17 protein-coding genes are annotated in these 22,705 nt (G+C 41.9%); 8 read left to right on the forward strand and 9 right to left on the reverse strand.

All coding sequences use genetic code 11. The features are described from left to right. Nucleotides 1-222 precede the first annotated feature (222 nt). Nucleotides 223-1,113, forward strand: a complete 891-nt coding sequence (locus HXT46_RS01230) for a nucleosidase (protein ID WP_421786131.1) — start codon at nucleotides 223-225, stop codon at nucleotides 1,111-1,113. A gap of 12 nt (nucleotides 1,114-1,125) precedes the next feature. Here the strand turns inward: HXT46_RS01230 and HXT46_RS01235 are convergent, their stop codons facing one another. From HXT46_RS01235 to radA, 4 genes are all read right to left on the reverse strand, one after another. Next, nucleotides 1,126-1,674: a cupin domain-containing protein gene (locus tag HXT46_RS01235; protein ID WP_004575034.1), complete on the reverse strand. Its 549-nt coding sequence runs from the start codon at nucleotides 1,672-1,674 to the stop codon at nucleotides 1,126-1,128. A 77-nt stretch (nucleotides 1,675-1,751) separates the two neighbouring features. After that, nucleotides 1,752-3,173, reverse strand: a complete 1,422-nt coding sequence (locus HXT46_RS01240; protein ID WP_248911936.1) for an amidohydrolase family protein — start codon at nucleotides 3,171-3,173, stop codon at nucleotides 1,752-1,754. Nucleotides 3,174-3,265: 92 nt separating this feature from the next. Beyond that, nucleotides 3,266-4,780: an adenosylhomocysteinase gene (locus tag HXT46_RS01245; RefSeq protein ID WP_004112062.1), complete on the reverse strand. Its 1,515-nt coding sequence runs from the start codon at nucleotides 4,778-4,780 to the stop codon at nucleotides 3,266-3,268. Between the two features lie 34 nt (nucleotides 4,781-4,814). Continuing rightward, on the reverse strand, nucleotides 4,815-6,260 hold the full coding sequence (radA, locus tag HXT46_RS01250) for a DNA repair protein RadA (RefSeq protein WP_004116987.1): 1,446 nt from the start codon (nucleotides 6,258-6,260) through the stop codon (nucleotides 4,815-4,817). Nucleotides 6,261-6,353: 93 nt separating this feature from the next. Here radA and HXT46_RS01255 point away from each other — a divergent pair, with 93 nt between their 5' ends. After that, entirely contained in the window at nucleotides 6,354-6,983 is a 630-nt protein-coding gene (locus HXT46_RS01255; RefSeq protein ID WP_101890090.1) for a hypothetical protein, read from the forward strand. 126 nt (nucleotides 6,984-7,109) lie between these two features. After that, complete coding sequence (locus HXT46_RS01260; RefSeq protein WP_004268639.1) at nucleotides 7,110-7,199, forward strand: 30S ribosomal protein bS22; 90 nt, start codon at nucleotides 7,110-7,112, stop codon at nucleotides 7,197-7,199. 193 nt (nucleotides 7,200-7,392) lie between these two features. Here the strand turns inward: HXT46_RS01260 and rpiA are convergent, their stop codons facing one another. From rpiA to HXT46_RS01280, 4 genes are all read right to left on the reverse strand, one after another. Further along, complete coding sequence (rpiA, locus tag HXT46_RS01265) at nucleotides 7,393-8,091, reverse strand: ribose-5-phosphate isomerase RpiA (protein WP_004112071.1); 699 nt, start codon at nucleotides 8,089-8,091, stop codon at nucleotides 7,393-7,395. A gap of 116 nt (nucleotides 8,092-8,207) precedes the next feature. Then, nucleotides 8,208-9,269, reverse strand: coding sequence for a ribonuclease H family protein (locus tag HXT46_RS01270; protein WP_004112073.1), 1,062 nt, complete (start codon nucleotides 9,267-9,269; stop codon nucleotides 8,208-8,210). Nucleotides 9,270-9,303: 34 nt separating this feature from the next. Next, the gene (pgm, locus tag HXT46_RS01275; RefSeq protein WP_174190537.1) at nucleotides 9,304-10,977 is read right to left on the reverse strand and encodes a phosphoglucomutase (alpha-D-glucose-1,6-bisphosphate-dependent); all 1,674 of its coding nucleotides are present in this window, start codon (nucleotides 10,975-10,977) and stop codon (nucleotides 9,304-9,306) included. Nucleotides 10,978-11,268: 291 nt separating this feature from the next. Further along, the gene (locus tag HXT46_RS01280) at nucleotides 11,269-12,396 is read right to left on the reverse strand and encodes a diacylglycerol/lipid kinase family protein (protein ID WP_119675383.1); all 1,128 of its coding nucleotides are present in this window, start codon (nucleotides 12,394-12,396) and stop codon (nucleotides 11,269-11,271) included. Between the two features lie 248 nt (nucleotides 12,397-12,644). Here HXT46_RS01280 and HXT46_RS01285 point away from each other — a divergent pair, with 248 nt between their 5' ends. From HXT46_RS01285 to HXT46_RS01305, 5 genes are all read left to right on the forward strand, one after another. Next, complete coding sequence (locus tag HXT46_RS01285; RefSeq protein WP_410312920.1) at nucleotides 12,645-14,234, forward strand: L,D-transpeptidase; 1,590 nt, start codon at nucleotides 12,645-12,647, stop codon at nucleotides 14,232-14,234. Nucleotides 14,235-14,298: 64 nt separating this feature from the next. Further along, nucleotides 14,299-15,618: an App1 family protein gene (locus HXT46_RS01290; protein WP_285064539.1), complete on the forward strand. Its 1,320-nt coding sequence runs from the start codon at nucleotides 14,299-14,301 to the stop codon at nucleotides 15,616-15,618. Nucleotides 15,619-15,686: 68 nt separating this feature from the next. Further along, nucleotides 15,687-18,194, forward strand: coding sequence for a S9 family peptidase (locus tag HXT46_RS01295; protein WP_410312921.1), 2,508 nt, complete (start codon nucleotides 15,687-15,689; stop codon nucleotides 18,192-18,194). A gap of 30 nt (nucleotides 18,195-18,224) precedes the next feature. Continuing rightward, a complete protein-coding gene (locus HXT46_RS01300) occupies nucleotides 18,225-18,944 on the forward strand; it encodes a Crp/Fnr family transcriptional regulator (protein WP_004112109.1) in 720 nt (239 codons plus the stop codon). A 52-nt stretch (nucleotides 18,945-18,996) separates the two neighbouring features. Beyond that, nucleotides 18,997-21,387: a transglycosylase domain-containing protein gene (locus tag HXT46_RS01305; RefSeq protein ID WP_421780447.1), complete on the forward strand. Its 2,391-nt coding sequence runs from the start codon at nucleotides 18,997-18,999 to the stop codon at nucleotides 21,385-21,387. Between the two features lie 117 nt (nucleotides 21,388-21,504). Here the strand turns inward: HXT46_RS01305 and HXT46_RS01310 are convergent, their stop codons facing one another. Next, nucleotides 21,505-22,659 carry a quinone-dependent dihydroorotate dehydrogenase gene (locus tag HXT46_RS01310; RefSeq protein ID WP_421786136.1) on the reverse strand — a complete coding sequence of 385 codons (1,155 nt, stop codon included), beginning with the start codon at nucleotides 22,657-22,659 and terminating at the stop codon, nucleotides 21,505-21,507. Between the last annotated feature and the right edge of the window lie 46 nt (nucleotides 22,660-22,705).

Raw genomic sequence — 22,705 nt, forward strand, 5'->3', positions numbered from 1 at the left:
ACTCGTTTTTAAGCGATGTAAGTAGGTTTTGCGGCCGTACATTTGATAGTTTATAAGACGATAGATGCATTTAAGGCTTAATTGTTACAGAATTGTTATCGTGATTGTTTATAACGCGCTATATTTTGTTGATTTCATACATGGTTTTGTGGTGATTAGACTTAAGTCGTAGTATGTTAAGTGTCAGTTACATACGGTGTGTTGTTTTTTGAGGAGTGTTTTATGTTAAATAATTTTGAACATAGCGTGGCTGACAATTTTTCTGAAAGTTCTAAAGATTTTAGTCATCTTTCAAAACTTGCTGTTATAGTTGCACTTCAAAAAGAAGCTCAGCCTATTCTTCAAGCATTTTGTGGGGATTATAAAACTTGGGATTCGTATGGGGTTACTTTTATTCAGGGCAAAATCGCTTCGAATAGCAAAGGTGAAAATCCTACTCTCACAATATGTGTTGCTGGAATGGGAAAGTGCGCTGCCGCAGCTGCAGCTCAAGCGTTGATAATCGAATCCAATCCACAAGTGTTGATTTTTAGCGGAATCGCAGGTGCTTTAAATCCGCGTCTTAATGTTGGAGATATTGTTATAGGCAAGAAACTTCACTATTTAGAAACAAATACGCAGATTATCGCAGAGTGTGCTCCGTACAAATCTGTTTTTGAATCAGATCCAAAATTATGCGATTTAGCTGCTAAAGAGGCGCAATTATTAGGATTTAGGCTTGAGAAGTCTTTGGAGGAATCCTCTTCGGTTGCTGGCGACTTATCCTCGGACTTTAAGCAAAGCGCGTCTAATGAAAATAGCGTGTCTAACGAAAATTCAAACAACGTTGCTTATTTGTGTGGAAACATAGCAACAAGCGACCAATTTAACACAGATCCTAATATTTTAGACGCTGTGCGAGCAACGGTTTTTGGTGATTGCGAAGAGATGGAAGGCGCTGCTGCTGCACATATTGCGGCTAAAAACGGTGTTCCATTCCTTGCGATTCGCTCAATGAGCAACCGTTGTGGAGAATCATACGAATCTGTGGACTCGCATAAGGATGATTTAGTTCTTGCAGCTAATCAAGCAGGATCGTTAACTTTGCGTGTTTTGAAGGCGCTTGTTAAATAACTGCAGACTAGTTTACTTATTTGAATCGTTTTGTTCTGCTAAATCAAATCCGCTGAAAGTAAACCCAGGGCTTACTACGCAAGAAACAAGAACATCGCCATCGCTTGGTATTGTTCTCTGCCATGTCCCAGCAGGAATTACAAGATGTCCGCGCGTGGATAAGCCATTGCATTCCTTAGTGTTTCCAAGAGTAAAACGCTGCAAATCTGCCTCATCACAAGGGGTTTGACCACATCCACCAAGTTCAATCGTAAGATTTGACGGTCCATGCCATAGCCAAATCTCGTCTGCATCAACTTTATGCCATGCGCTTGAATCGCCAGAAGGCAAAAGGAAGTAAATAAGAGAGGCCAATGGTCTTGGTGCGTCTGCGCCAGCGTTTTCGTCAATTTTCGTATTGTTTGTGCTCGCGTTTGAAGTATTTTCATTGTTGGTTGCGCTATATAGTTGCGCTGCTTGCCAGTCGCGGGTGTACCATCCGCCTTCTGGATGGGCTTCTAGCTGTAATTCTTTAACAAGATTTTTGGCGTAATCACTCATATTTTCTAAACTGACACTCATAATGCATGCTCCTTTTATTTTTCATATTTGCGTTAAATGTGTTCGTTAAACGTGTTCTTATCTGTGCTTGCATCAGATTATTGAGCAAAAGCACCATTATTGTATACAAGATTTCCAGAAATAACTGTTGCTTTTGCACTACCTGCACCGTGACGCACAAAATTGTGCAAAGTCTCTTCAACTCCTTGTGGCGAGCTTGTGTCTGTTGGAATATCAAAGAATGCAAGGTCGGCTGTTGCTCCAGCATTAATTTGACCAATTCTGTGCGGTCCTACGTGTAAGCCCATAACGCTTGCGCCGCCTAAAGTAAGCATGCGAATAATTCGATGTGTTAAATCATCTTTTCTATACCCTTGCGCTGTTGCTAAATCATAGACTTTTGCAGCGTCGTCTAAAACGTCTAAAGATGGGGAAGAAGATAGTGAATCCGTACCAATCGCAAGCAAGTTTCCTTCTTCCATGTAGTCGCGAATTGGCGCGTCTCTTTCCGTAACAGTAATGCGGTTGGATCTTGGGCACACTGCCACTCCCACTCCGCGTTGACGCAAAATTCTTCGGTCTTCGCCATCTGCCCAAACTCCGTGCGCAATATGTACGTCTGGTCCAAGGGATCCGAGCTGATCCAAAAACTGAATTGCGGAAGCTGTCATTCCATGTGCTTTAAGTTCGCTGTAGCTCGCCCAAACGTTAGCATTCCAATCTGGTGCGGAATACGTGGTGAGTGTATCGGCGTGATTTCCAGCCTCCATAGGTGTTTCTGCTAAGTGTATGTGCAAGCGCATGTTTAGCTGTCTTGCAATGTCTGGCAAATCCACAAAAGGTTCGGTTTCTAGACTGTAAGGTGCGTGTGGGCTAATTCCTATACTCGGCACTCTGCCGTTGTCCATCATGTGCCCAAGCATCTCGAGCAGCTTAGCGTAGCCTTCTTCCTTCCAGTCAACGTTTTTCCAGCCCATTACCTCCCAATAGGCTATCCCGTGCATGCCTTGGCTTGCAAGCGCTCCAACTGCTTCGATATCAGTTACAATGTCGGCAGCTGCAGTAGTGCCAGCTTCCACCATCATTCTTGCGCCTTCGTATGCAGAAGTTTTCCAAGTCATCAATGATGGGTTATGCTGTTTTTCTTTTTGTAATTTGTCATAAACAACATTGAATCCTTCTTCCCAGTCTCTAAAATTGCGGTATTCGCCGCGGCCTACGCTTGCCATATTAGTGTATTGCAAATGCGTGTGTGCGTTTATAAGACCTGGTGTCATAAGACCATGCCAATGTCGTTCGTTGTTAAACATTTTCCTATAGGAATCGTTTGACATTTCATCTTTTAGAATGTCTAGTACCCACTGTCTTGTTCCAACGTGTACAACGCGTCTATTTGATACTGCTACGGCTCCTTCGGGAATAATAGGACCTGTTACTGGAATAACCATTGCTGCACTGTATAAGGTGACTTCGCTAAGCGGCGTTGGGTGTGCAAGTGCGCGTATTGGATCTGTAAACATTGCTTTCCTTATGGAATTATCGTTTAACTAATTTTGTTTCTGTTACTCTATTATTGCTTAGATTTGTTATGATTTGGTTAATTGGATTTCATCTAAATATTTTCGTCTTCGGCAAATCTTGTTAAATCCCATCTATAACCATTATCTTTATTGGATTCGCTAGCACTATATCCGCGTTCTGCTAATGCAATACTTGCTATTTGATTATCGGAGCTTTCTGGCAATTGGTAAATTCCAGAATCAAGCCGATTTTTGTCGCTATTTTTCTTGTTTTTCCCATTGTGCTCTAGCAAATACGCTACTGCGCTTACTTGAACAGCAAAACTAAAGTCCATAATCTCAATAGGATTTCCACCGCCAGTAGTGTAATTTGTGCCGTCTCCTTCACTTATTAGTGTGATTTGCGGACCGCACGGAACTTGGATTTTTCTTTGTGAAGTTCCAACAAATGGCTTAAAATCAGGGATTTCGTCTAGTGCAATCTCGTTTGCAATTCCGCCAATAACAGCCAAAATCGCGTTTTCTTGCATGTTTTGCATGTGTTGCAATGTAATCGTGTGTCTAACGCCTGTTGCAGAAACAATCATATTGCTTTTTTTAACAACGCATTCAAGATTATGAGCTTCAAATCCATCGAAAACTGCGCGTAAGGATTGGACAGGATTTGTATCGCAAATCGTAACTTTTGCACCCAATGCGCGTATTCTTAATGCGAATCCGCGACCAACTGGACCGTATCCAACAACAGTTACTTTAGCGTTTTTAAAGCATTCGCTTCCAAGAATTTGCTGCATAGTAGTAACGCATGTTTCGCCAGTTCCATGACGATTGTCAAAATCGGTTTTTAGAGCGCTGTTATTTACTGCAATCACAGGGTAGTGCAAGTGTCCAGCTTTTTGCATTGCTTCAAAAGCGCGCACTCCACTAGTTGTTTCTTCTGCAACTCCTATTAGATTAGCTGCGATTTGCGGGCGTTCCAGGCTTGCTAGGCGCGCAAAACTTGCACCATCGTCGATTATTATGTCTGGCTGTATTTCGTCTAAGAGTTTTAGCGCACCTTCATGAGTTTGTTCAGGTGTCCAATCTCGGTTTGCTTGTACTAAAATGCCTTCTTTTTTAAGCTGATCTGCTACTCTCTGGTCAGTTTCGTCTGGACCACAAAAAACGCCAACAATCGCTCCGTGCGCGTGCAATTCTCTAAGCAATACAGCTGTTTTTGGTTCCAACACAAGACAAACAGCTATTCTAACGCCTTCTAAATTAAGACCACTTTCTTGTAAATTGTTAAGTAGCGTGCGCATTACTGGCATATGTTTTTGCGCGTAATCTATTGCGTCTTTTCCGCTTAAATTAGGCGCATTAACCATAGTGTTTTCTATATTTTCGTAAGATTTAGTGGCATCAAAATCTGCGTATTGTTTACAAGTCGTAGGAATTATTCCCCAAGATTGCGCGCTCTGTAAGAATTTTTCCACATCACTATTTTGGTCACTATTTTTAGCATTCTCATTTTGAATATTGTTATCTCCAATAAACACGCGTGCCCCAGCAAGAGATTGGTTAGTTCTCTGCGAAGTAATAGCAACCCATTCGCTAAAATCAATCATATTAAACTCCTAAAAGCTCTTATATTTATTATCCCTATAATCCAAGTGCGTTCAAAGCTTCTTTTAAATTCTCTACTTCGATTATGTCAATACCGGGAATGCTAATTTTCTTTCGCATATTACACACGATCGCACGCTTATAGCCGATCCTAGCTGCTTCTCTAATTCTAGGTTCCATTCTAGAAGCTGGACGAATTTGACCAGTAAGACTAATCTCACCAATTGCGCAAGTTAAAGGTAAGACTGCCTTATTTTTGGCTGCGCTCGCCAAACTTGCCACTATTGCTAAATCGCAAGCAGGTTCTTTCGCCTTAGCTCCAGCAATCGTAGAAACGTAAATGTCTTTAGATAAAAGATTTAATCCACCATGTCTATATAAAACAGCGGTAAGCATGGCAATTCTGTTTGTGTCTACTCCAGAAACTGCGCGTCTAGGGGCTGGCAGAACCGAATCTGTAACAAGAGCCTGAATTTCAATAGGTATGCTTCTGTGTCCTTCTAAAGTAAAAGTTACGCACGTTCCTTCATTTTTACAATCTCCATTAGAAGACAGGAAAAGCCCAGAAGGATCTGGAACCTCTTCAATACCATCGCCACTCATGTCGAAGCAGCCAACTTCGTCTGTAGGTCCAAAACGATTTTTAACAGCGCGAAGCATGCGTAATGCGGTTTGACTATCTCCTTCAAATTGGCAAACAGTGTCTACAAGATGTTCAAGCGTGCGAGGACCTGCAATCGAGCCGTCTTTTGTAACGTGTCCAACAAGAAGAATTGGAATATCGCAAGTTTTAGCAACGTCTATAAGCGCGCTAGCTACTTCTCGAACTTGAGTGGAGCCTCCTGTAATTCCTTCAACATCGCTAGAAACAATAGTTTGTGCCGAATCTACAATTGCAAGAGTTGGCTTATATTTTTCGATTAGCGCTAAAGCTGTGTTTAAGTCTGTTGTAGACGCAAGAAGAAGATTTTGACTTATGGCATTTATGCGTGATGCGCGCAATTTTACTTGCGACTTTGATTCTTCGCCAGAAATGTACAGGACTAAATTTTTTGTGTATTCGGCAGTGTTTTTTGCAGATTCGTTGCAATTCTTGGCAATTTTTCCTGCTGTTTCTAAAAGTAGAGTAGATTTTCCGATTCCTGGTTCGCCTGCTATAAGCGTTACTGATCCTGGAACAAGCCCGCCTCCTAAAACGCGGTCAAATTCGCTAAATCCTGTGTGGATTCGCATGCCATTATCTGCTGTAATTTCACTGATTGGCTGAGCATCTACGCTAGAATCAAGATTTGTTATTGTAGAAATGTTATTTTTTGCATTTCTAGATCTTGTGGAGGCTCGTGAAACTCCGCTTGTAGCTTTAGGCTCGTGAAACTCGCTTAATGTACCCCATTCGCCGCATTCTGGACAGCGACCATACCATTTTGAACCACTCCAACCGCATTCGGAGCATAAGTAGTAAGTAGTAGATTTTGCAGCCATGATTTGACGCTAGCTGCATTTGTAGACATTTTACCGTCATACTTTTGTGAGATAATCCAAGTATGTTGAACAGTGTTATGTGGGGTAAAAAATATGAATTCTTATGCGAATAATCCTTCTAACTCGGCTTCATCTGTATCTGCTTCTCATAACAACTTACGAAAAGTTCTTATAGTTGCCGTAATAGTGGTCGTTTTAGCTATAGTTTCCGCATTCATATGGCCTGGCTGGGCGTTAAATCGCCAGCAACCGCAGTCTGCTAAAACTCAGGTGTCTTCTGCAAAAACTCCGTCAATTAAGTCTAAAGATTTGCCTAGTACATCTACTGCACTGTTAAGATCTATGCCAGATAGTGTTCTTGATTTTGCGCGTGTTGATGCTTCTCCTAGTGCTAAATGGTCTTCCGCATCTCCTTTGGAAGAATACACTGTTAGATATTCTACGGGAGAATCTGGCAGTGATGTTTCAGTCGTTGTTGCTCAATGGAGTAGTCGTGATTTAGCAAATAAGCAATATGAGCTTTTGACTGATGCATTAGCTGGAAGTGATATTGCTTCTGGAAAGATTCAGGTTGCTGGTAAGGCTACTGGAAGCTATGTTTTGAAGGTAGATGATAATAGTAAGACTAAAGCTAGTGCCATCTGGCAAAATGACACTGTTGTATTTGAAGTGACTGGTTTAAAACAGTCTGTTGAAAGATTCTATAAGCAATTCCCAATGTAACTTTCGTAGTGATATAGGCTGTTTTGTACGTGTTTTTGTAAAATTTTGTTTTAAAATTTTCCAAAGTCGTCAAAACGGTGTAACATTAGGCAAGTTGCACACTTTACATATGAATGGAGGCTTCAGATGGGTTCTGTCATCAAGAAGCGCCGCAAGCGGATGAGCAAGAAGAAGCACCGCAAACTGCTGCGTAAGACTCGTCATCAGCGTAAGTAGTAGCTGTTTGGCGCGCCTGCCCGTTTGGGCACGTAACACTTTTGAAAGCGTTGGATTTTTCCAGCGCTTTTTTTTTATTGCGATTGAAGACTGCAATGATTGAAGAATGTAAAAAATTTCCCGAAAATGTACGTAAAACAGTGGATTTTACGTACATTTTCGGGAAATGATTGGTTAAATTTAGATATGCAGTTTACTTATTTGGATTTGTGAGTGTGCGAGGTCCGTTTGGATCACCAACAATCACAGTGTCAACCATATTCAAGAACAATCCGTGTTCTACAACGCCAACAGTCTCAATCAAATCCTTAGCAAGCTCTTGCGGGTGCTCAATGCGCTCCAAGTGCAAGTCAACAACAAAGTTATTTTCGTCTGTACGCACTTCCTTGCCATCTGCATCAAGACGCAAAACTGGCTTGTATCCGCGCTTTTCAAACTTGCGAATCACTTGTGCAGATCCGAATGGAATTACCTCAACAGGAAGTGGGAACTTGCCGATTGTATCAACTACCTTGCTGGCGTCCACAATCCACACAATGCGGTCGGAGTTAATTGCAACAATCTTCTCCCAGAGCAATGCTGCACCGCCGCCCTTAATACCGTTAAAGTTCTTATCGACTTCATCTGAACCATCAATAGTAACGTCAATATGGTCAACATCGTTAATGTCAAGAATCTTAATGCCGTAGCCCTCTGCCTGCTCTTGCGTGCGTCGAGAAGTTGTGACACCAGTGAAGCTCAAGCCTTCTTCTTTTACTCTGCGACCGAGTTCGTCTACAAGAAAACGAACAGTAGAGCCGGTTCCAAGTCCAACCATCATGCCATTTTGTACAATCTTTGCGGCCTCAATGCCAGCTGCCTTCTTAAGAGCATCTTGCTGTGCTTTATCCATTTGTGCCTACTTTCTTATCTTTCTTGTTGGCGTGGCTAAAATAACAGCGCGTTTATAGCGTTTTTACCAACCGCCACTTATTTCATACATACTACATATTAGTCTGCGTTCAGATTTTATTCTGTTTGGTTTGCAGCTTTTGTTTGAATATAAAACTCGGTTGGATCTAGTTTAAGAGTGCCGTCTGGCTGAACATATCCGCTTACTTGTATGTTTCCTAATACGTATCGTGGTTGACCATTAAAGCTTTGGCTCGTATTTGGAGCAGGTGTGAATTGTAATGTTCCAGATACACATAATCCTGGCACTACTTGATATTTTTGTTCTGATTTATTTTGAGATTGTTTATTTTTACGCGACTCGTCGGATGCTTTCGATTCATCCTGTGTATTACTGTTACGCGTAGTTGAATCGTTAGCAACGCTGTTATCGGCGTATTTAATGGCATCATCATCGGATGTTTCACGTTTTGTTTCACGATGAAAATCGCCTTTAAAATCAGGATTAATATCCTTACCAACGCATCTTCCTATGTGATATTCTGCATTAGAAATCTTGCCGTCTAACAGCATTTTTGCGTCTTCTGGTACATCAACACCGTCTGCATATGTAGAAGAAATCAACGATTTCCATCCTTCTAGTGGCAGGTATCCATCCTTCAATCTGCTGCGGCAATCTTCAGCATAAGTTCTAGCCAGCTCATCAACTTTTTCGTTTCCAGCGTTTCCAGCGTGTCCCTTAACCCAGACGAACTTAACGGAGCCTTCGCGTTTAGTAATCTCCGAATCGATTGCGCGAATCAAATCTGCGTTTTTTACAGGCTCTTTTTTGGAGTTCTTCCAACCGTTCTTCTTCCACCCGTGAATCCACGTGGTTGAGCAGTTTATAGCGTATTGCGAATCAGTTTCGATTGTAAGATCCTCGCTTCCAGGGTGTGCTCTCAACGCTTCTAGTACTGCGCATAACTCACCAATTTGATTCGTGCCATTTGTGGCTCCGCCTGCATCCGCGTTTCCTGCATGTTGATGCTCGTGCGTGCTTCCTGCTTCATCAGTGTGGTCTGCCCAAGCCCAACCCATTGATCCATTTGGATTTCCAAGTGCTGAACCATCGGTAGAAACAACAATCATCACAAAACCTTTCAAAAATGCGCCGGTTGCAGATTGCAACCAGCGCAATTAGTAGATTCTTTACTTACGAAAGATTATTACGTTACGCTAAAGCCTTGTCTACTACAGCAGTAGCTTCCTCAAGCACCTTGTCAAGTGCCTCTGGAGAAACGAAGGACTCAGCATAAACCTTGTAAATGTTCTCGGTACCAGATGGGCGAGCAGCGAACCAATTGTTCTTGGTCGTAACCTTCAAGCCGCCAATCTTTGCGCCGTTTCCAGGAGCTTCCGTAAGCTTTGCGGTAATATCTTCGCCAGCGAGCTTAGTTGCTTCAACATCGTTGCCACTTAGAGCAGCAAACTTCTGCTTCTGTTCAAGAGTTGTTGGAGTATCTACGCGCTTGTACCAGCTTTCTCCAAAGCGAGCAACCTGATCTTGGTGAAGCTGAGCAGGGTTCTTACCAGTCTTTGCAGTAATTTCTGCAGCGAGCAAATCAGGAATCAAACCATCCTTATCGGTGGTCCACACGCGTCCGTCTTTGCGCAAGAAGCTCATGCCAGAGCTTTCCTCACCGCCGAAAGCAACTTCGCCGCTAAAGAGTGGGTCAACGAACCACTTGAAGCCAACAGGAACTTCCACAAGCTTAGCGTTAATCGAAGCAGCTACGCGGTCAATCAAGGAAGAAGACACAAGCGTCTTGCCGATAGCAGTATTCTTTGGCCAATCCGGACGAGCGCCGCCGAACAAGTACTCCACGCACACTGCAATGTAGTGGTTCGGGTTCATAACGCCCCAATTCGGGCACACGATACCATGGCGATCGGCATCTGGATCAGTGCCTCCAATCAAATCGTACTTATCCCAAGCGCCAGCGTTAAGCTGATCAACTAAGCCCTTCATTGCGTAAGGGGAGCTTGGATCCATACGAATCTTGCCATCGTGGTCAATAGTCATGAATCGCCAAGTTGGGTCAACTTCTGGACGCACAACGCCAATGTTTAAACCGTACTTTTCGTTCATAAGTGGCCAGTAGTTTACGCTTGCGCCGCCGAGTGGGTCAATTCCCAAACGCACGCCGCTAGAGCGAATCACATCGAAATCGATTACGTTAGCCAAATCGCTAACGTAGTGCTCGCGGTAATCGAAGCCTTCAACCAAATCAGACTTGATTGCTTCCTCGAAAGGCACGCGCTTAACGGACTTGTAGTTGTCGAGCAATTCGTTTGCGCGAGCTGCAATTGCGTTAGTCACTTCTGCAGGTGCAGGACCGCCTGTTACAGGGTCGTACTTAAAACCTCCGTCGGTTGGAGGATTGTGCGAAGGAGTGACGACAATGCCATCTGCCAAGCCGTCTCCGCTAAAGCGTTGAGTGCCGTCTGCTGCGCGATTATGCGTCAAAATAGCCTGAGAAACAACAGGAGTTGGCACGAAATCGCCGCGAGAATCCACGCGAACGTGAACTCCGTTAGCAACCAAAACCTCGATAGCGGTTTTTTGAGCAGGCTCAGAAAGAGCATGCGTATCGCGACCAATATAAAGAGGACCAGTTACGCCAGCCTTCTTGCGATATTCAGCAATAGCTTGAGTAATAGCCACAATATGAGCTTCGTTAAACGAAGTTTTTAAAGCAGAACCACGGTGACCGGACGTACCGAAAATCACGCGCTGTTCTGGAATATTGGAATTTGGAACTTCATCATAGTAAGCGCCAACCAAAGCGTCGACATCTACTAGATCTTCTGGGGTGGCGGGCATTCCCGCATTTTTTGCTACCATAATTTTTTATTTTGCCACGGCGACGGTATTTTCTAATGTATTTTTCTATTTGTTTCTATGAGAGGGCTGGCTAATTCTTGTCTCACAACGCTCTGCCTTTTGTGTGTGGTTGTTGTTGCGGTTGTTCCGTTTTGGTTTTGATTTTGTTTTTTTGGGTTGAAGTTTGTTTGTAGTGGTGACTCATTGGATTATTTGGTATCGGCGCCGCTCTTATACTGTTCGACCAAGAATCACCCAGCCCTCTTGTATGCTTGAACAATTGCATATCGCTTAAACGGCTGAAATCGGAGACTAAACGGCGGTATCTTGAGTCAAAGAAGATTGTAAACTCTCTGGTATGCGCACGCATAAAGCCTGTTTGTCTACGCTAAAACGCAAGTGTTTTGTGTAGCCTAAAATATCTCCATCAACTTGCACAGGAGCAGGTCGTTCTATCTTGACTTCTGCTTCAACACCTTGCGATTGGTCGATTTTAGAGTTTGTAGAAAGCGGACTTTGCTTTGCTTTTCCTGTAACGGTTTGGTGTACAACGTCTCCAAATAGGTTAGCCCATCCAATTAATCCGCCAGATGTGTCAATAATTTCGAAGTCTAATATGCCATCATCGTAAACGGCTTCTGGCATTAAAGAAAGCATTGGTATTTGTCCACAATTACCAGCCATAAGTGTGCGGAATGATATTCCTCTTGCTGTGTGATTTGTACCGTTTTCTCTAATAAAAGTCACATCTCCTCGATATTTTGGCGCAAATAAGTGTTTAACTCCTGCAACAAAGTAGGCTAACCAACTTATGTTCTTTTTTAATGCTGGATTAGTGTCGTCTATCATAAGAGCGTCGAAGCCAATTCCTGCAATAATCAAAAATGCGTGACCATGGTCTTCATACGGCTTGTCGAGTATAAAAACACGCCCAACGTCAACTTTTTTAGATCCGTGGCTTGTTGCAACTCTTAGCGCAGCTTGAACATCATCTACTGGAATACCCATGTTGCGCGCAAATAAGTTCCCTGTGCCAATTGGAATTATTCCCATAGCGTGGTTCGTGCCAGAAACCGCGCTCGCAACCGTTCTAACAGTGCCATCTCCACCAACTGCCACAACAACATTTGCGCCGTTTTTTAAGGCTTCGAGTGCGCATTCTCGCCCGTCTTTATTTAATTGAGTGTCTATTATTTCGTATGTGAAATTGTGTGATTTGCAATATTCTTTAATGTCAAGTCTATATTGTTCTGCTTGAGGTTTAGACGGGTTTAGTATGAAAGCGTAATGTACACTATCTCCGTGTCGCTCTGCGAGTTTTTCTGCTAAATGATGCTTTTTCAAGGCACGCGTAACTATCATAATGATGAATGGCGCAAGTACTAGCGCAAAAACAATCACCATTAACGCAATTGTCGCTTGAATTGGCATATCTGGCATATTTATTATTCTTGCACATATCTTCAATATATGGTGATTATTTTTAGAATATTTGCGAATATTTGATTACTTTTCACATTTTCATCACGTATTGAGCATATTTTTTATTTTTGGCTCGCATTTCTATTATTTATTTCTATTATTTCTATTTATACGTTTTACATTCCTTATGTGAGTTATATGCTAAGTAAGTGCTAAACTTGCCACATGCGATTTTTGTGCCATTAATCGAGCAGGGGTTTAAGAGTATGTCCGAGTTAGAACATAATAATCCAGACGCTTTTGAGTCTGAAAATATTGATAATATTGCTAATAATATAGACGTAAACAGTGTAGATAATTACAATATTGACAATAACAATATAAATCAGACTGCTGTTTTAAAGAACCGCCATAAGTCGAACAAGTCTGCACTGGTTCTTTTATATTCTTTGGTCATATTCGTTATACTCTTAGTTTGCGCTTTTCTTGGCACACAAGCGTATTTCCATAATCGTGTTGCCCCTGGTGTACATTTTGCTGGAAGTAGTCAAATTGTTGGCGCTCAGTTGGCAGCGGTTTCTAAAAATGTAGATAATGCTGTTGATAACACCAAAATAGAAATTAAAGATGATCGTGGTAAAACAATCAACGCGAATTTTGAAGACTTGTACGTCAAAGTAGATAAGAGCGCAACGGTTAAAAATATAATGCGATCTAAGCATGATAACGCGTTTACAATGCTTATGCCTTGGGTTCAGAAGACTGTCGCTTTGCAAGCAACTCGAAACGACATGGATATGGATGCGTATATCATCAAGAAATTTGTTAACGATAAAGATCGTGCAATGCCTTATACGGCAAAATACGATTCTGGTTCTGAATCTTATGTGGTGGAAGATGGTGTTCCAGGTCGTACAGTAATAACATTGCCTGTTCGTGAGGCTGTTAAAAAATCGCTTGAAAATCCTGGTAAAACAGTAAAAGTTACTATTGAGTCTCGTAGGATTGAAGCACCGATTAAGCGTGATGTTGCTAAGAAAACTGTGGATCAGCTTAATAATATTCTTACTAAGAAAATCACTTTAAGTAATGGCGATTCAAAAGATTTTACGATACCTAAATCTGCAATCGCTTCTTGGATTAAGGTTAATGCTGATGAACAGAGAAAGCAGATTTCATTTACTGTAGATAGGGAAGCAGTAAATACTTGGCTTTCAAAAGAGCTTGCTAAGAATCTGAACCAGCAGAAAATAGATCAGGAAGACACTTATAGTAAGAAGGGTCAGTTCATAATGACCACTCTTAAAGGTGTTAATGGCGTAGAGGTTCGCTATTCAAAGGATGTAGCAAACAAGGTTGTGGATACTATCGAAAAGGGTACAGACGCAAAGATTACGGTTCCAACAAATGTAGTAAAGTTTGCTGTTGAAAAGAAGATTGTTGAAATGCGTATTGTGGTTGATAAAACCACGCAGACAGTAAGCGTTTACAAAGATGATCAATTAATACGAACAATGCCAGTTTGCACGGGCTCCAATGGATATTACGAGACGCCAAATGGAACATTCCACATTTACTTACGTTATGACGTTCAAGCTATGCAAGGATTTAATAGAGACGGTTCTAGATACTATTTGCCTGGAATTACTTGGGTTAGCTACTTTAACGGTGGAATTTCATTCCATACAGCAAGGTGGAATGATGTTGGTATAGCACAAGGATACCCAGCAAAGCATGGTTCTCACGGCTGCATTAATATGTACGAGCAGGATTCTAAGTGGGTGTACGACAATTGCCCGCGTGGAACAATCGTACAAGTGGTTGGCGAGCAGCCAGATGGTCCAGTTCGTCAATAATTCATTGCAATAGTGAGTTATAGGATTTATAAAAGTTATAAAATTAATAAAAGCGAGTAACAATTTGGCTAAATTGGATGACAATAACGCTGCAAAAGGCGGCGAACAAGCCAAGCAAGAATGTGATTCTCCAGCTGTAGCTAGAAGAATAAGCAGTACGCCTATTCAAGTGCGAGTTACAGCCACGCTTTTTGATGCTCCTTCGGACGAAGAGCGTATAGATAAAAAGCCGCCTTTTATTCGATTTGCCAGAAAATTTGTTACGTCAAGCGTTGGATTTTGGATGCGCGTAAGCGGTAAAATTATGCGTCGCTTGGGTTGGTTCCCAAGCGTTGAGCCTTATATTGGTTATGGAACTGATAATTATGCTCGTTTGATTTGCCGTACTGTTCTTGCTCCTAAAGCTGGTCATCATTCTGTTTTGAAGCGCGGAATATATGCGATGCTTGTTGTTCCTGCTGTTAGGATTCGTGTTTCTTTAAGCATTGATGGTGTTCCTGTTGAATCTGCGCAAGTTGGTGATTCGTCTGTGTACGATAAGCCAGATGCTAGTTTCAACAGTGGTGCTGAATATTGTGTTTCAGACTGTTCTGGTTATCTTGATTTGATTACTGAAAGATCACTTAATGTTGGTGAACATAAAGTGTCTTACAAAGTAGATAATCGTGAGCCTGTTGATGCAAGCATGTTTGTTATTTCTGAAAAATCTACTTTGGGAATAATTTCCGACGTTGATGACACTATTATGGTCACTCAGGCTCCTTCTCCGCTAAGAGCAGCTTACAATCTTCTTATTATGAATCCAGAGCACAGACATGCTGTTAAGGGTATGAATCATTTCTTTAATAAGATTCGTGATTTTGTTCCTAACGCCCCGTTTTTCTATCTTTCAACTTCTCCTTGGAATGTGGAAGCTTCTATACGACACTTCATTTCGCGTGAAGGTTTTCCATCTGGACCGCTTCTTCTTAGAGATTTAGATCCTAGACCTAAGACTTTTGTGCCGACTGGTCCTCAGCATAAGCTTGAGTTTGCTCAGCAGCTTATGGATGATTTTCCAGGTATGAGATTTGTGCTTATTGGTGATGATGGTCAGAAGGATCCAGCTACTTATGCGAGTATTATAAAAAAATTCCCTAATCGAGTTTTAGCGGTAGGCATAAGACAGCTTAAGGTCAATTCAACTATGACCGATTTTAGGAGAGCAATGTCTAAGGATTTTGGGGTTACTCTTGCGTCTTCTAGAATTGCAAGCGTTGGTGATGGTAATTTTGTTAATGCTAAAGGTGCTGCTGGAACTTTTGAAGGTGTCCCATTTTTTGCAGCTCCAGATGGTGAATCTTTGGAAGATATTATGATTCCATTTATTATGGATGCTGTTTAATGTTGTGTAGTTGATATTGTGTAATTGTGCAGAATTTTTATGTTTTCTATGTGTTGTAAAGGTTATAAATGCAAGATAGTTCGCTAAAAGTCGGTGAGTTTGATTCTTTAAATAAGGCTGCTGGTTGTAAGCCTATGACCGCTACAAAAATTGATTATGTTCGTGAGTTTCACAATGATGTGTTTGTAGATGAATATGCTTGGATGAAAGACAAAGAGAGCAAAAGACTTCGTGAATATATTGATTCTCAAAACAAGTACACTGAACAACGCGTTTCTAGGTTAGATTCTTTACGTAAACAACTGTTTAATGAGATGAAATCGCGTATTCAAGAAACGGATATGTCTGTTCCAACAAGAATGGACGGATATTGGTATTATGTGCGTACCGTAGAAGGTAAACAGTACGGGATTCAATGCCGAATGCCTGTTAAAAACGAGAATGATTGGGATCCGCCAGTTATAGATGAACGCGCAAATCCTGGAGAAACAGACGGCGAAGAAGTTATTTTTGACGCCAACAAAGAGGCATCGGAATTTGGTGGAGATTTCTTCCAACTCGGAGGAATGGATATTAGTTTAGACGGCACGAGAATGTTGTTTGGTGTCGATACTAAGGGTGATGAAAGATTCGATTTTTATATTCGTGATTTTTGCAAAAGTAGCAATGGTTTTATAACTCTTCCAGATTGTATAAAAGGCATATCTTCTGCTCTTTTAACACCAGACGGAAGATGGGTTTTTTATGTGACTTTAGACAGCGCATGGCGACCATACCAAGTGTTTAGACATAAAATTGGAACTCCTGTAGAGGATGATGTAAAAGTTTTTGAAGAATTGGATGCGCGATTTTTTGTTAGCGTTTACGAAAGTTTCGACGAACGCAGCATTATGATAAACAGCAGCTCCAAAACGACTTCGCGCGTATTAATGCTTCCATTAAGCACTCCAGAAGCAGACTTTAGAATGGTTCTAAAGCCTATAAAAAACGTGGAATACGATGTTTCTTTCGCATGCTTTGAGAATGCTGGAGATGATGGTAAAGATATTCCACTCATGTTTGTAAGCCACAATCTTAAAAATCCTAATTTTCAGATTGACGTTATAGATTTGCGAAAGCAATCTATGGAATCAATGCCATTTAACATTGGCGAAGGCGATTGTGTGGTTCAGGGATCACCTTACGGCTGCAAAAATGGAGATTCATTAGAACCAGGGGCAAGCAAAAAAGCGGTTAGTGAACCGTATTATAACAGCAAAAATCCTAAGATTTTACAGGGAACTTGCGGATTGAGCATCGATGGTTTAAGCGTTTATAAGAATTATGTGGCTCTTTCTTTCCGCGCGAATGGCTTGCCTCAGCTTGCTGTTATGCCTAAAAGCAATGCTGTTGAAGATTTTAATGCTGGGCGACCTTGGCGTTTTATTAGGGTTGGGGCAGAAGGTTTTATAAAAGAAACAGCGGAAGAGTGGCAACCAACCAATGTTGCAAAAGATAATTTGTCTGATTTATCTAATTTATCTGTCCAAAATAAAAATCAAAACCAAAACACCGCTCGAATTGAACTGTCTAAAATAACCAATGAGCAAGCTAAAAATAGTCGTGTTTATCTTATTGGAGCAACTGGTAATCCTTCTTACGAAGCTCCAAGAATGCGTTATTCTTGTTCAAGTTATGCAACACTAGGGTCTTTGCGTGAAATAGATCCTACTACAGGCAAAGACGTTTTGCTTAAGCGCGGGAAAATTCTAGGCGATTTTAACGAAAACGACTACGCGGAAAAACGAGTGTGGATTACTGTCCGAGATGGAGAGCGCGTACCCGTATCCCTAGTGTGGCGTAAAAACACTGTAGCTAAATCACAAGCAATGTTCATCACCGCTTACGGAGCTTATGAAATAAGCAGCGACCCGTATTTTTCTGTGGCGCGCCTAAGCATGCTGGATAGAGGAGTGCTGTTCGCGCAAGTCCATGTGCGTGGTGGCGGAGAAATGGGTCGTGCGTGGTATGAGAATGGTAGGCGTCGCAACAAAAAACACACGTTTGAAGATTTTGTGGATGTTACGCGTGCTTTGCAACAAGCGGGTTATGCTTCGGCAAATCAGACTGTTGCAAATGGCGGTTCTGCAGGCGGTCTTCTTATGGGCGCTGTAGCAAATATGGCTCCGCAATGCTATGCAGGAATCGAAGCTGATGTTCCGTTTGTTGATGCGCTTACGTCTATGCTAGACGACTCGCTGCCGCTTACTGTTACAGAGTGGGACGAATGGGGAGACCCATTGCATAATGCGCAAGATTACGCGTATATAAAGTCGTACACGCCTTACGAGAATGTGCCTGAACATGTTGAGCCAGGTGAGTTTCCAAAGATTCTTATAACTTCTTCGATTAACGACACTCGCGTTCTTGTTACGGAGCCTCTTAAGTGGCTTGCTCGCTTGCAGGCTGCAGGCGCGGACGCGATTGCGCGCATTGAAACAGATGGCGGTCACGGTGGAAGCTCTGGCAGGTATAAAAAATGGGAGGAAGTTTGCTATGAAAACGCATGGTGTTTAGATGCCATGGGTATTTCGTAGAATATTTTTAAAACACATTGGAGGCTGATTGTGGTAAGAATTAAGCCAGATAAGCCCTACACGGAAGACCTTCCTTTAACGCATACAGCGTTATTTAAGCAAGTGCCACTCGATCAAGCGAGGGAGCTTCTCGAGCATTTGCATGAGTCGGTTTTTTCTAAGGGGCAGGCGATTTTTAACGAAGGAGATACTGATCGCCGCATGTATCTGCTTGAGCGTGGACGGGTTAAGCTTGTACGTCATTCAAGGGATAATCGTGTGCAATTGCTTAGTATCCACACGCACGGTGAGATTCTTGGAGAGATTCCTGTTTTTGACCCGTTCGGCGGTCCGCGTACAGCTTCTGCAATAGCAATTACAGATAGAACTCGCGTATTATGGCTAGAAAACGAAGTTCTTTTTAAGTGGCTTGGCCATCATCCTAGGGTTGCTGTAGACATGCTTCAGGTTTTAGCTGCACGTTTAAGAGCAAATAATGAACATATTTCTGATCTTGTTTTTATGGACGTTCCAGCTAGATTGGCTAAAACGCTTTTAAACCTTGCTTCTAGGTTTGGAGAACCTGTTAGGGAAGGTGTGCTTGTTCCTCACGATTTAACACAAGAAGAACTTGCTCAACTTGTTGGGTCTTCTAGAGAAACAGTTAATAAAGCGTTGATGGATTTTGCTCAGAGGGGTTGGATTAAAAGGCACGGTAGGTCAATTATTATTTACCAACCTGGAATGTTGATTCGCAGAGCAGAAAGATAAATCGCGATTTTTGCGTGCCGCAACGTAGAGGCAAACCTCTAGAATAGTTCGCATGCCTAAGAAGAAATCCCTCACAACTCGTCGCGTGTTAGCACTGTTCCTTACGTACATCACATTGTGTGTTGCAGGTGGTGTAGTATCAAGTATTTTATTTGTGCCAGGAGTGATGAGCGTAAACAGCGTGGTCAAGTCTGTTGTGCCTTCTCTTAGAGTTGATGGCATTGATTTTGACGTTACGGCTTTACCTCAAAAGTCGCGTTTATACGCTTCTGATGGCAAAACAGTTATAGCAACATTTTATGCTCAAAATCGCACTGTTGTGCCATTAAGACGCATATCGCAATACATGCAGCAGGCAATGGTTGCGCGTGAGGATCGTAGGTTCTTTGAACATTCAGGCGTTGATGTGCAAGGCGTTATGCGTGCGTTTGTGCAAACGTTTATTAAAAAGTCTGATATGCAAGGTGGATCGTCTTTAACACAGCAATACGTTAAGAATGTTCTTATGATCAAAGCTAGAGAAGACAATGATCCTATTTCGGAATATCATGCTGCAGAAAGTACTGTTGCTAGAAAATTGCGAGAAATGTTAATCGCAATACAAATGGAGAAAAAATACTCTAAGCTAGAGATTTTACAGGGATATTTAAACGTTGCACAGTTTGGTAGTAATAATCTTTACGGTGTAGAAACTGCTGCAAAACGCTATTTTAATACCACTGCAGCCAATCTTAATCTTGTTCAAGCTGCGACTATTGCATCAATCACAAAGAATCCTTCTAGGTACGATCCTTCTATTGAAGAAAATCAGCCTGAATCGCAGAAGCAAAGAAATATAGTTCTTGATTTAATGCTTCGACAAAACTTTATAAGTCAAAAAGAACATGATGATGCGGTTACAACACCAATTAAAAGCACTCTTAATATTCAGCATGAAGTTGCTAACGTCGGTTGCCAGGCTGCTGGAGATGCAGCATTCTTCTGTGATTATGTTACTAAGAAAATCTTGAATTCTAGAGAATTTGGCAAAACAACTGTAGCAAGGCAGAAGCTGCTTAATGAAGGTGGCTTGGATATTTACACTACAATGGATATAACAGCTAACACAACCGCCATGAATACAGCTAGGGCCACTATCCCTGTTAATGATCCTAGTGGTTTTGAAGTCTCTATAGCTGCTATAAAGCCTGGTACTGGTGAAGTTCTTGGTTTTGGAAGCAATCGTATTTATGATGCGACCGATGCGGCGAGGTCTGACCCTACTCACACAGCTATTAACTACGCTGTAGATGAACAAGACGGTGGTGGCTTAGGCTGGCAGATTGGTTCTACTTGGAAGCCAATCAATCTTGTTGCATGGATGCTTGCTGGAAAATCAATTAATCAGCCTGTACGAACAAACACGTTCTATAACAATACTGAATTTTCGTGCGCAAGATATAAAGGTATAGGGCGTTGGTCTGTGAGAAATTCAGATGGTGGAACTGTTAATCCAGAAACACCGTTAATGGGTTTGGTGCATTCTCACAACACAATTCAGGCTGCTATGGGTGCTCAGCTTAAGCTGTGTGCAGTGGCAGAGGCTGCGAAAACACTTGGATATCACAATTCTCCAATAGGCCAGGAAGACGTATTTTCTAAGAATTCTCTAAATCCTCCTATGGTGATTGGTGCAGTTCAGGCTTCTCCACTAACAATGGCAAATATTTACGCAACATTGGGTGCTAATGGTGTTCAATGTGACCCTATTGCAATCAAGCGTGTTATTGATAAAAACGGTAGACGTTTGCGAGTACCAAGCGCTAATTGTCATCAGGCTATACCGAAAAAAATTGCTCAAACTGTAGCCTATGCTATAAATCAGGGTGTTGCTCAACCTAGTGGTGTTGCGCATGCTGCTCAATTAGCTGGTGGTCGTAAAACTTTTGCGAAAACTGGTACTAACGAACAGTATTACATGACTACTGCAGGATTCGTGCCAAATAAGATTAGTGCTTTTGTTGCAATTGGAAACGCTGAAGTGCAAAAGAGCTTCAACAACATGAGAATTAATGGTGTTTATCGAAGCGCTTGGTACGGTGTTTACATTGCAACTCCAGCTTGGAAAAAGTTTATGGACGATTATCTAAAAGCGGCAAACGTTCCTATCGACAACGAATATGGTAAGCCAGATTCAAAGTATATGGCTGGTGGAAAGATGCCGTCATTAACTCCGCAAATGCGTCAGGAAGATTCTGCAGAGCAACAGCGTAAGCGCGATGAGGATGCTCGTAGACAGGCGGCTCAAGATCAGGCTCAGGCTCAGGCAAATCAGGGTGCGGCTTCGACAGATCCTGCGACTGGTGGATCGTCGGTTACTGGCGATGGAAGAACGAGTACATCTTCTGGTTCTACGTACGGTAATACGGATAGAACAGGAGACGCATCTTCTGACGATAATTAAGCTTCATCTGGTTAGTTGAAAATATTATTAAAAAATCAGCTGGCATTGAGGTATTGTGCGAATACTTCGATACCAGCTGATTTATTGTAATTTATTGTTATCTATTCTGGTTTTTTTTTAATCTACATCAGCTGAAACTGCATCTTTAACTGTTTCAAACCCATCTTTTCTGAGTAAATCAGCAAGTCCGCGCTTTAGAACAGTTATTTGTTGAGGACCTCTATACATAAGAGAAGAAACGAACATCACTAGGTCAGCTCCACTTCTAATCTTTTCATAAGCTTGTTTTGCAGTAAATACGCCACCTATTCCAGCAATAGCAAACCTGTTGCCAAACTCTTTACGAGTATTTTTAATAAGATCATTACTCGCGGCGAATGTAGGCGCACCAGAAATTCCACCCTTCCAATCTGCTGGAATATTCAATCCTTCGCGGTTCTTTCGCAGATTTGCAATGCTCACGCCATCAACCTTATGTGCGCTTAAAACGTCTAACAAAGACTTAAATTGAGGCCATCCGCCTTTTAGATTCAAAGGCATTTTTACAAGAGTTGGCTGAGGACGATCAACTTTATCTAAAACATTAAAAAGCTTATCTAAAGCTTCTGGCTCGCTAAAAGGCTCGCCAGCCATAGTGTTTGGACAAGAAATGTTAACCTCAATCATGGAGCTTTTGCCACTTGCTCGCTCCATAGATATGCGATAATCTTCAATACCTTCGTCTAAGTCACCAACAAGATTATCATTGGTGCGCGCAATGCTCACAGAAACGCGCATGCTTTTAGCATTAGTCCACGCTTTTTCCACTCTAGGAATCACAAACTCGCTGCCATCGTTAGCAAGACCCGCATGAACAAGAAGAGAATCATATTGCGGAAGCCTATGATACCAAGGTTTAGCGTTTCCTTCGCATGGGCGGGCAGTTGTGGAGCCAACTGTTTCAAAACCAAAGCCAGCGTTGTCTAGAACTGTGCATAAGTCGCAGTTTTTATCGAGTCCCGCGCTTAAGCCAAATGGATTCGCAAAATCCACTCCCATAACTCGCGTTTCTAAAATTGGATCCGTGTAGTCTAACATTTCTCTGAGCATCCACATTAATCCTGGTATGCGTTCACTCGTCTTGCAGAAAGTGATCATGCGATCGTGAGCTTCGTCTGGTGGAATGTTAAACACTAAGTGCGGCTTAATAATGTGCTTGTAGCTAAAAGTAAATAAGTCTGTTGCAGCTTTGTTCACAACATTGTGTAAAGAATTTTCAGATACATAACCCATAACTCAATATTATACGACATTCAATATTATGCGACTTTCCGCTTTT

The sequence above is a fragment of the Gardnerella sp. DNF01204 genome (genome assembly GCF_049244145.1).
GTDB lineage: Bacteria > Actinomycetota > Actinomycetes > Actinomycetales > Bifidobacteriaceae > Bifidobacterium > Bifidobacterium vaginale.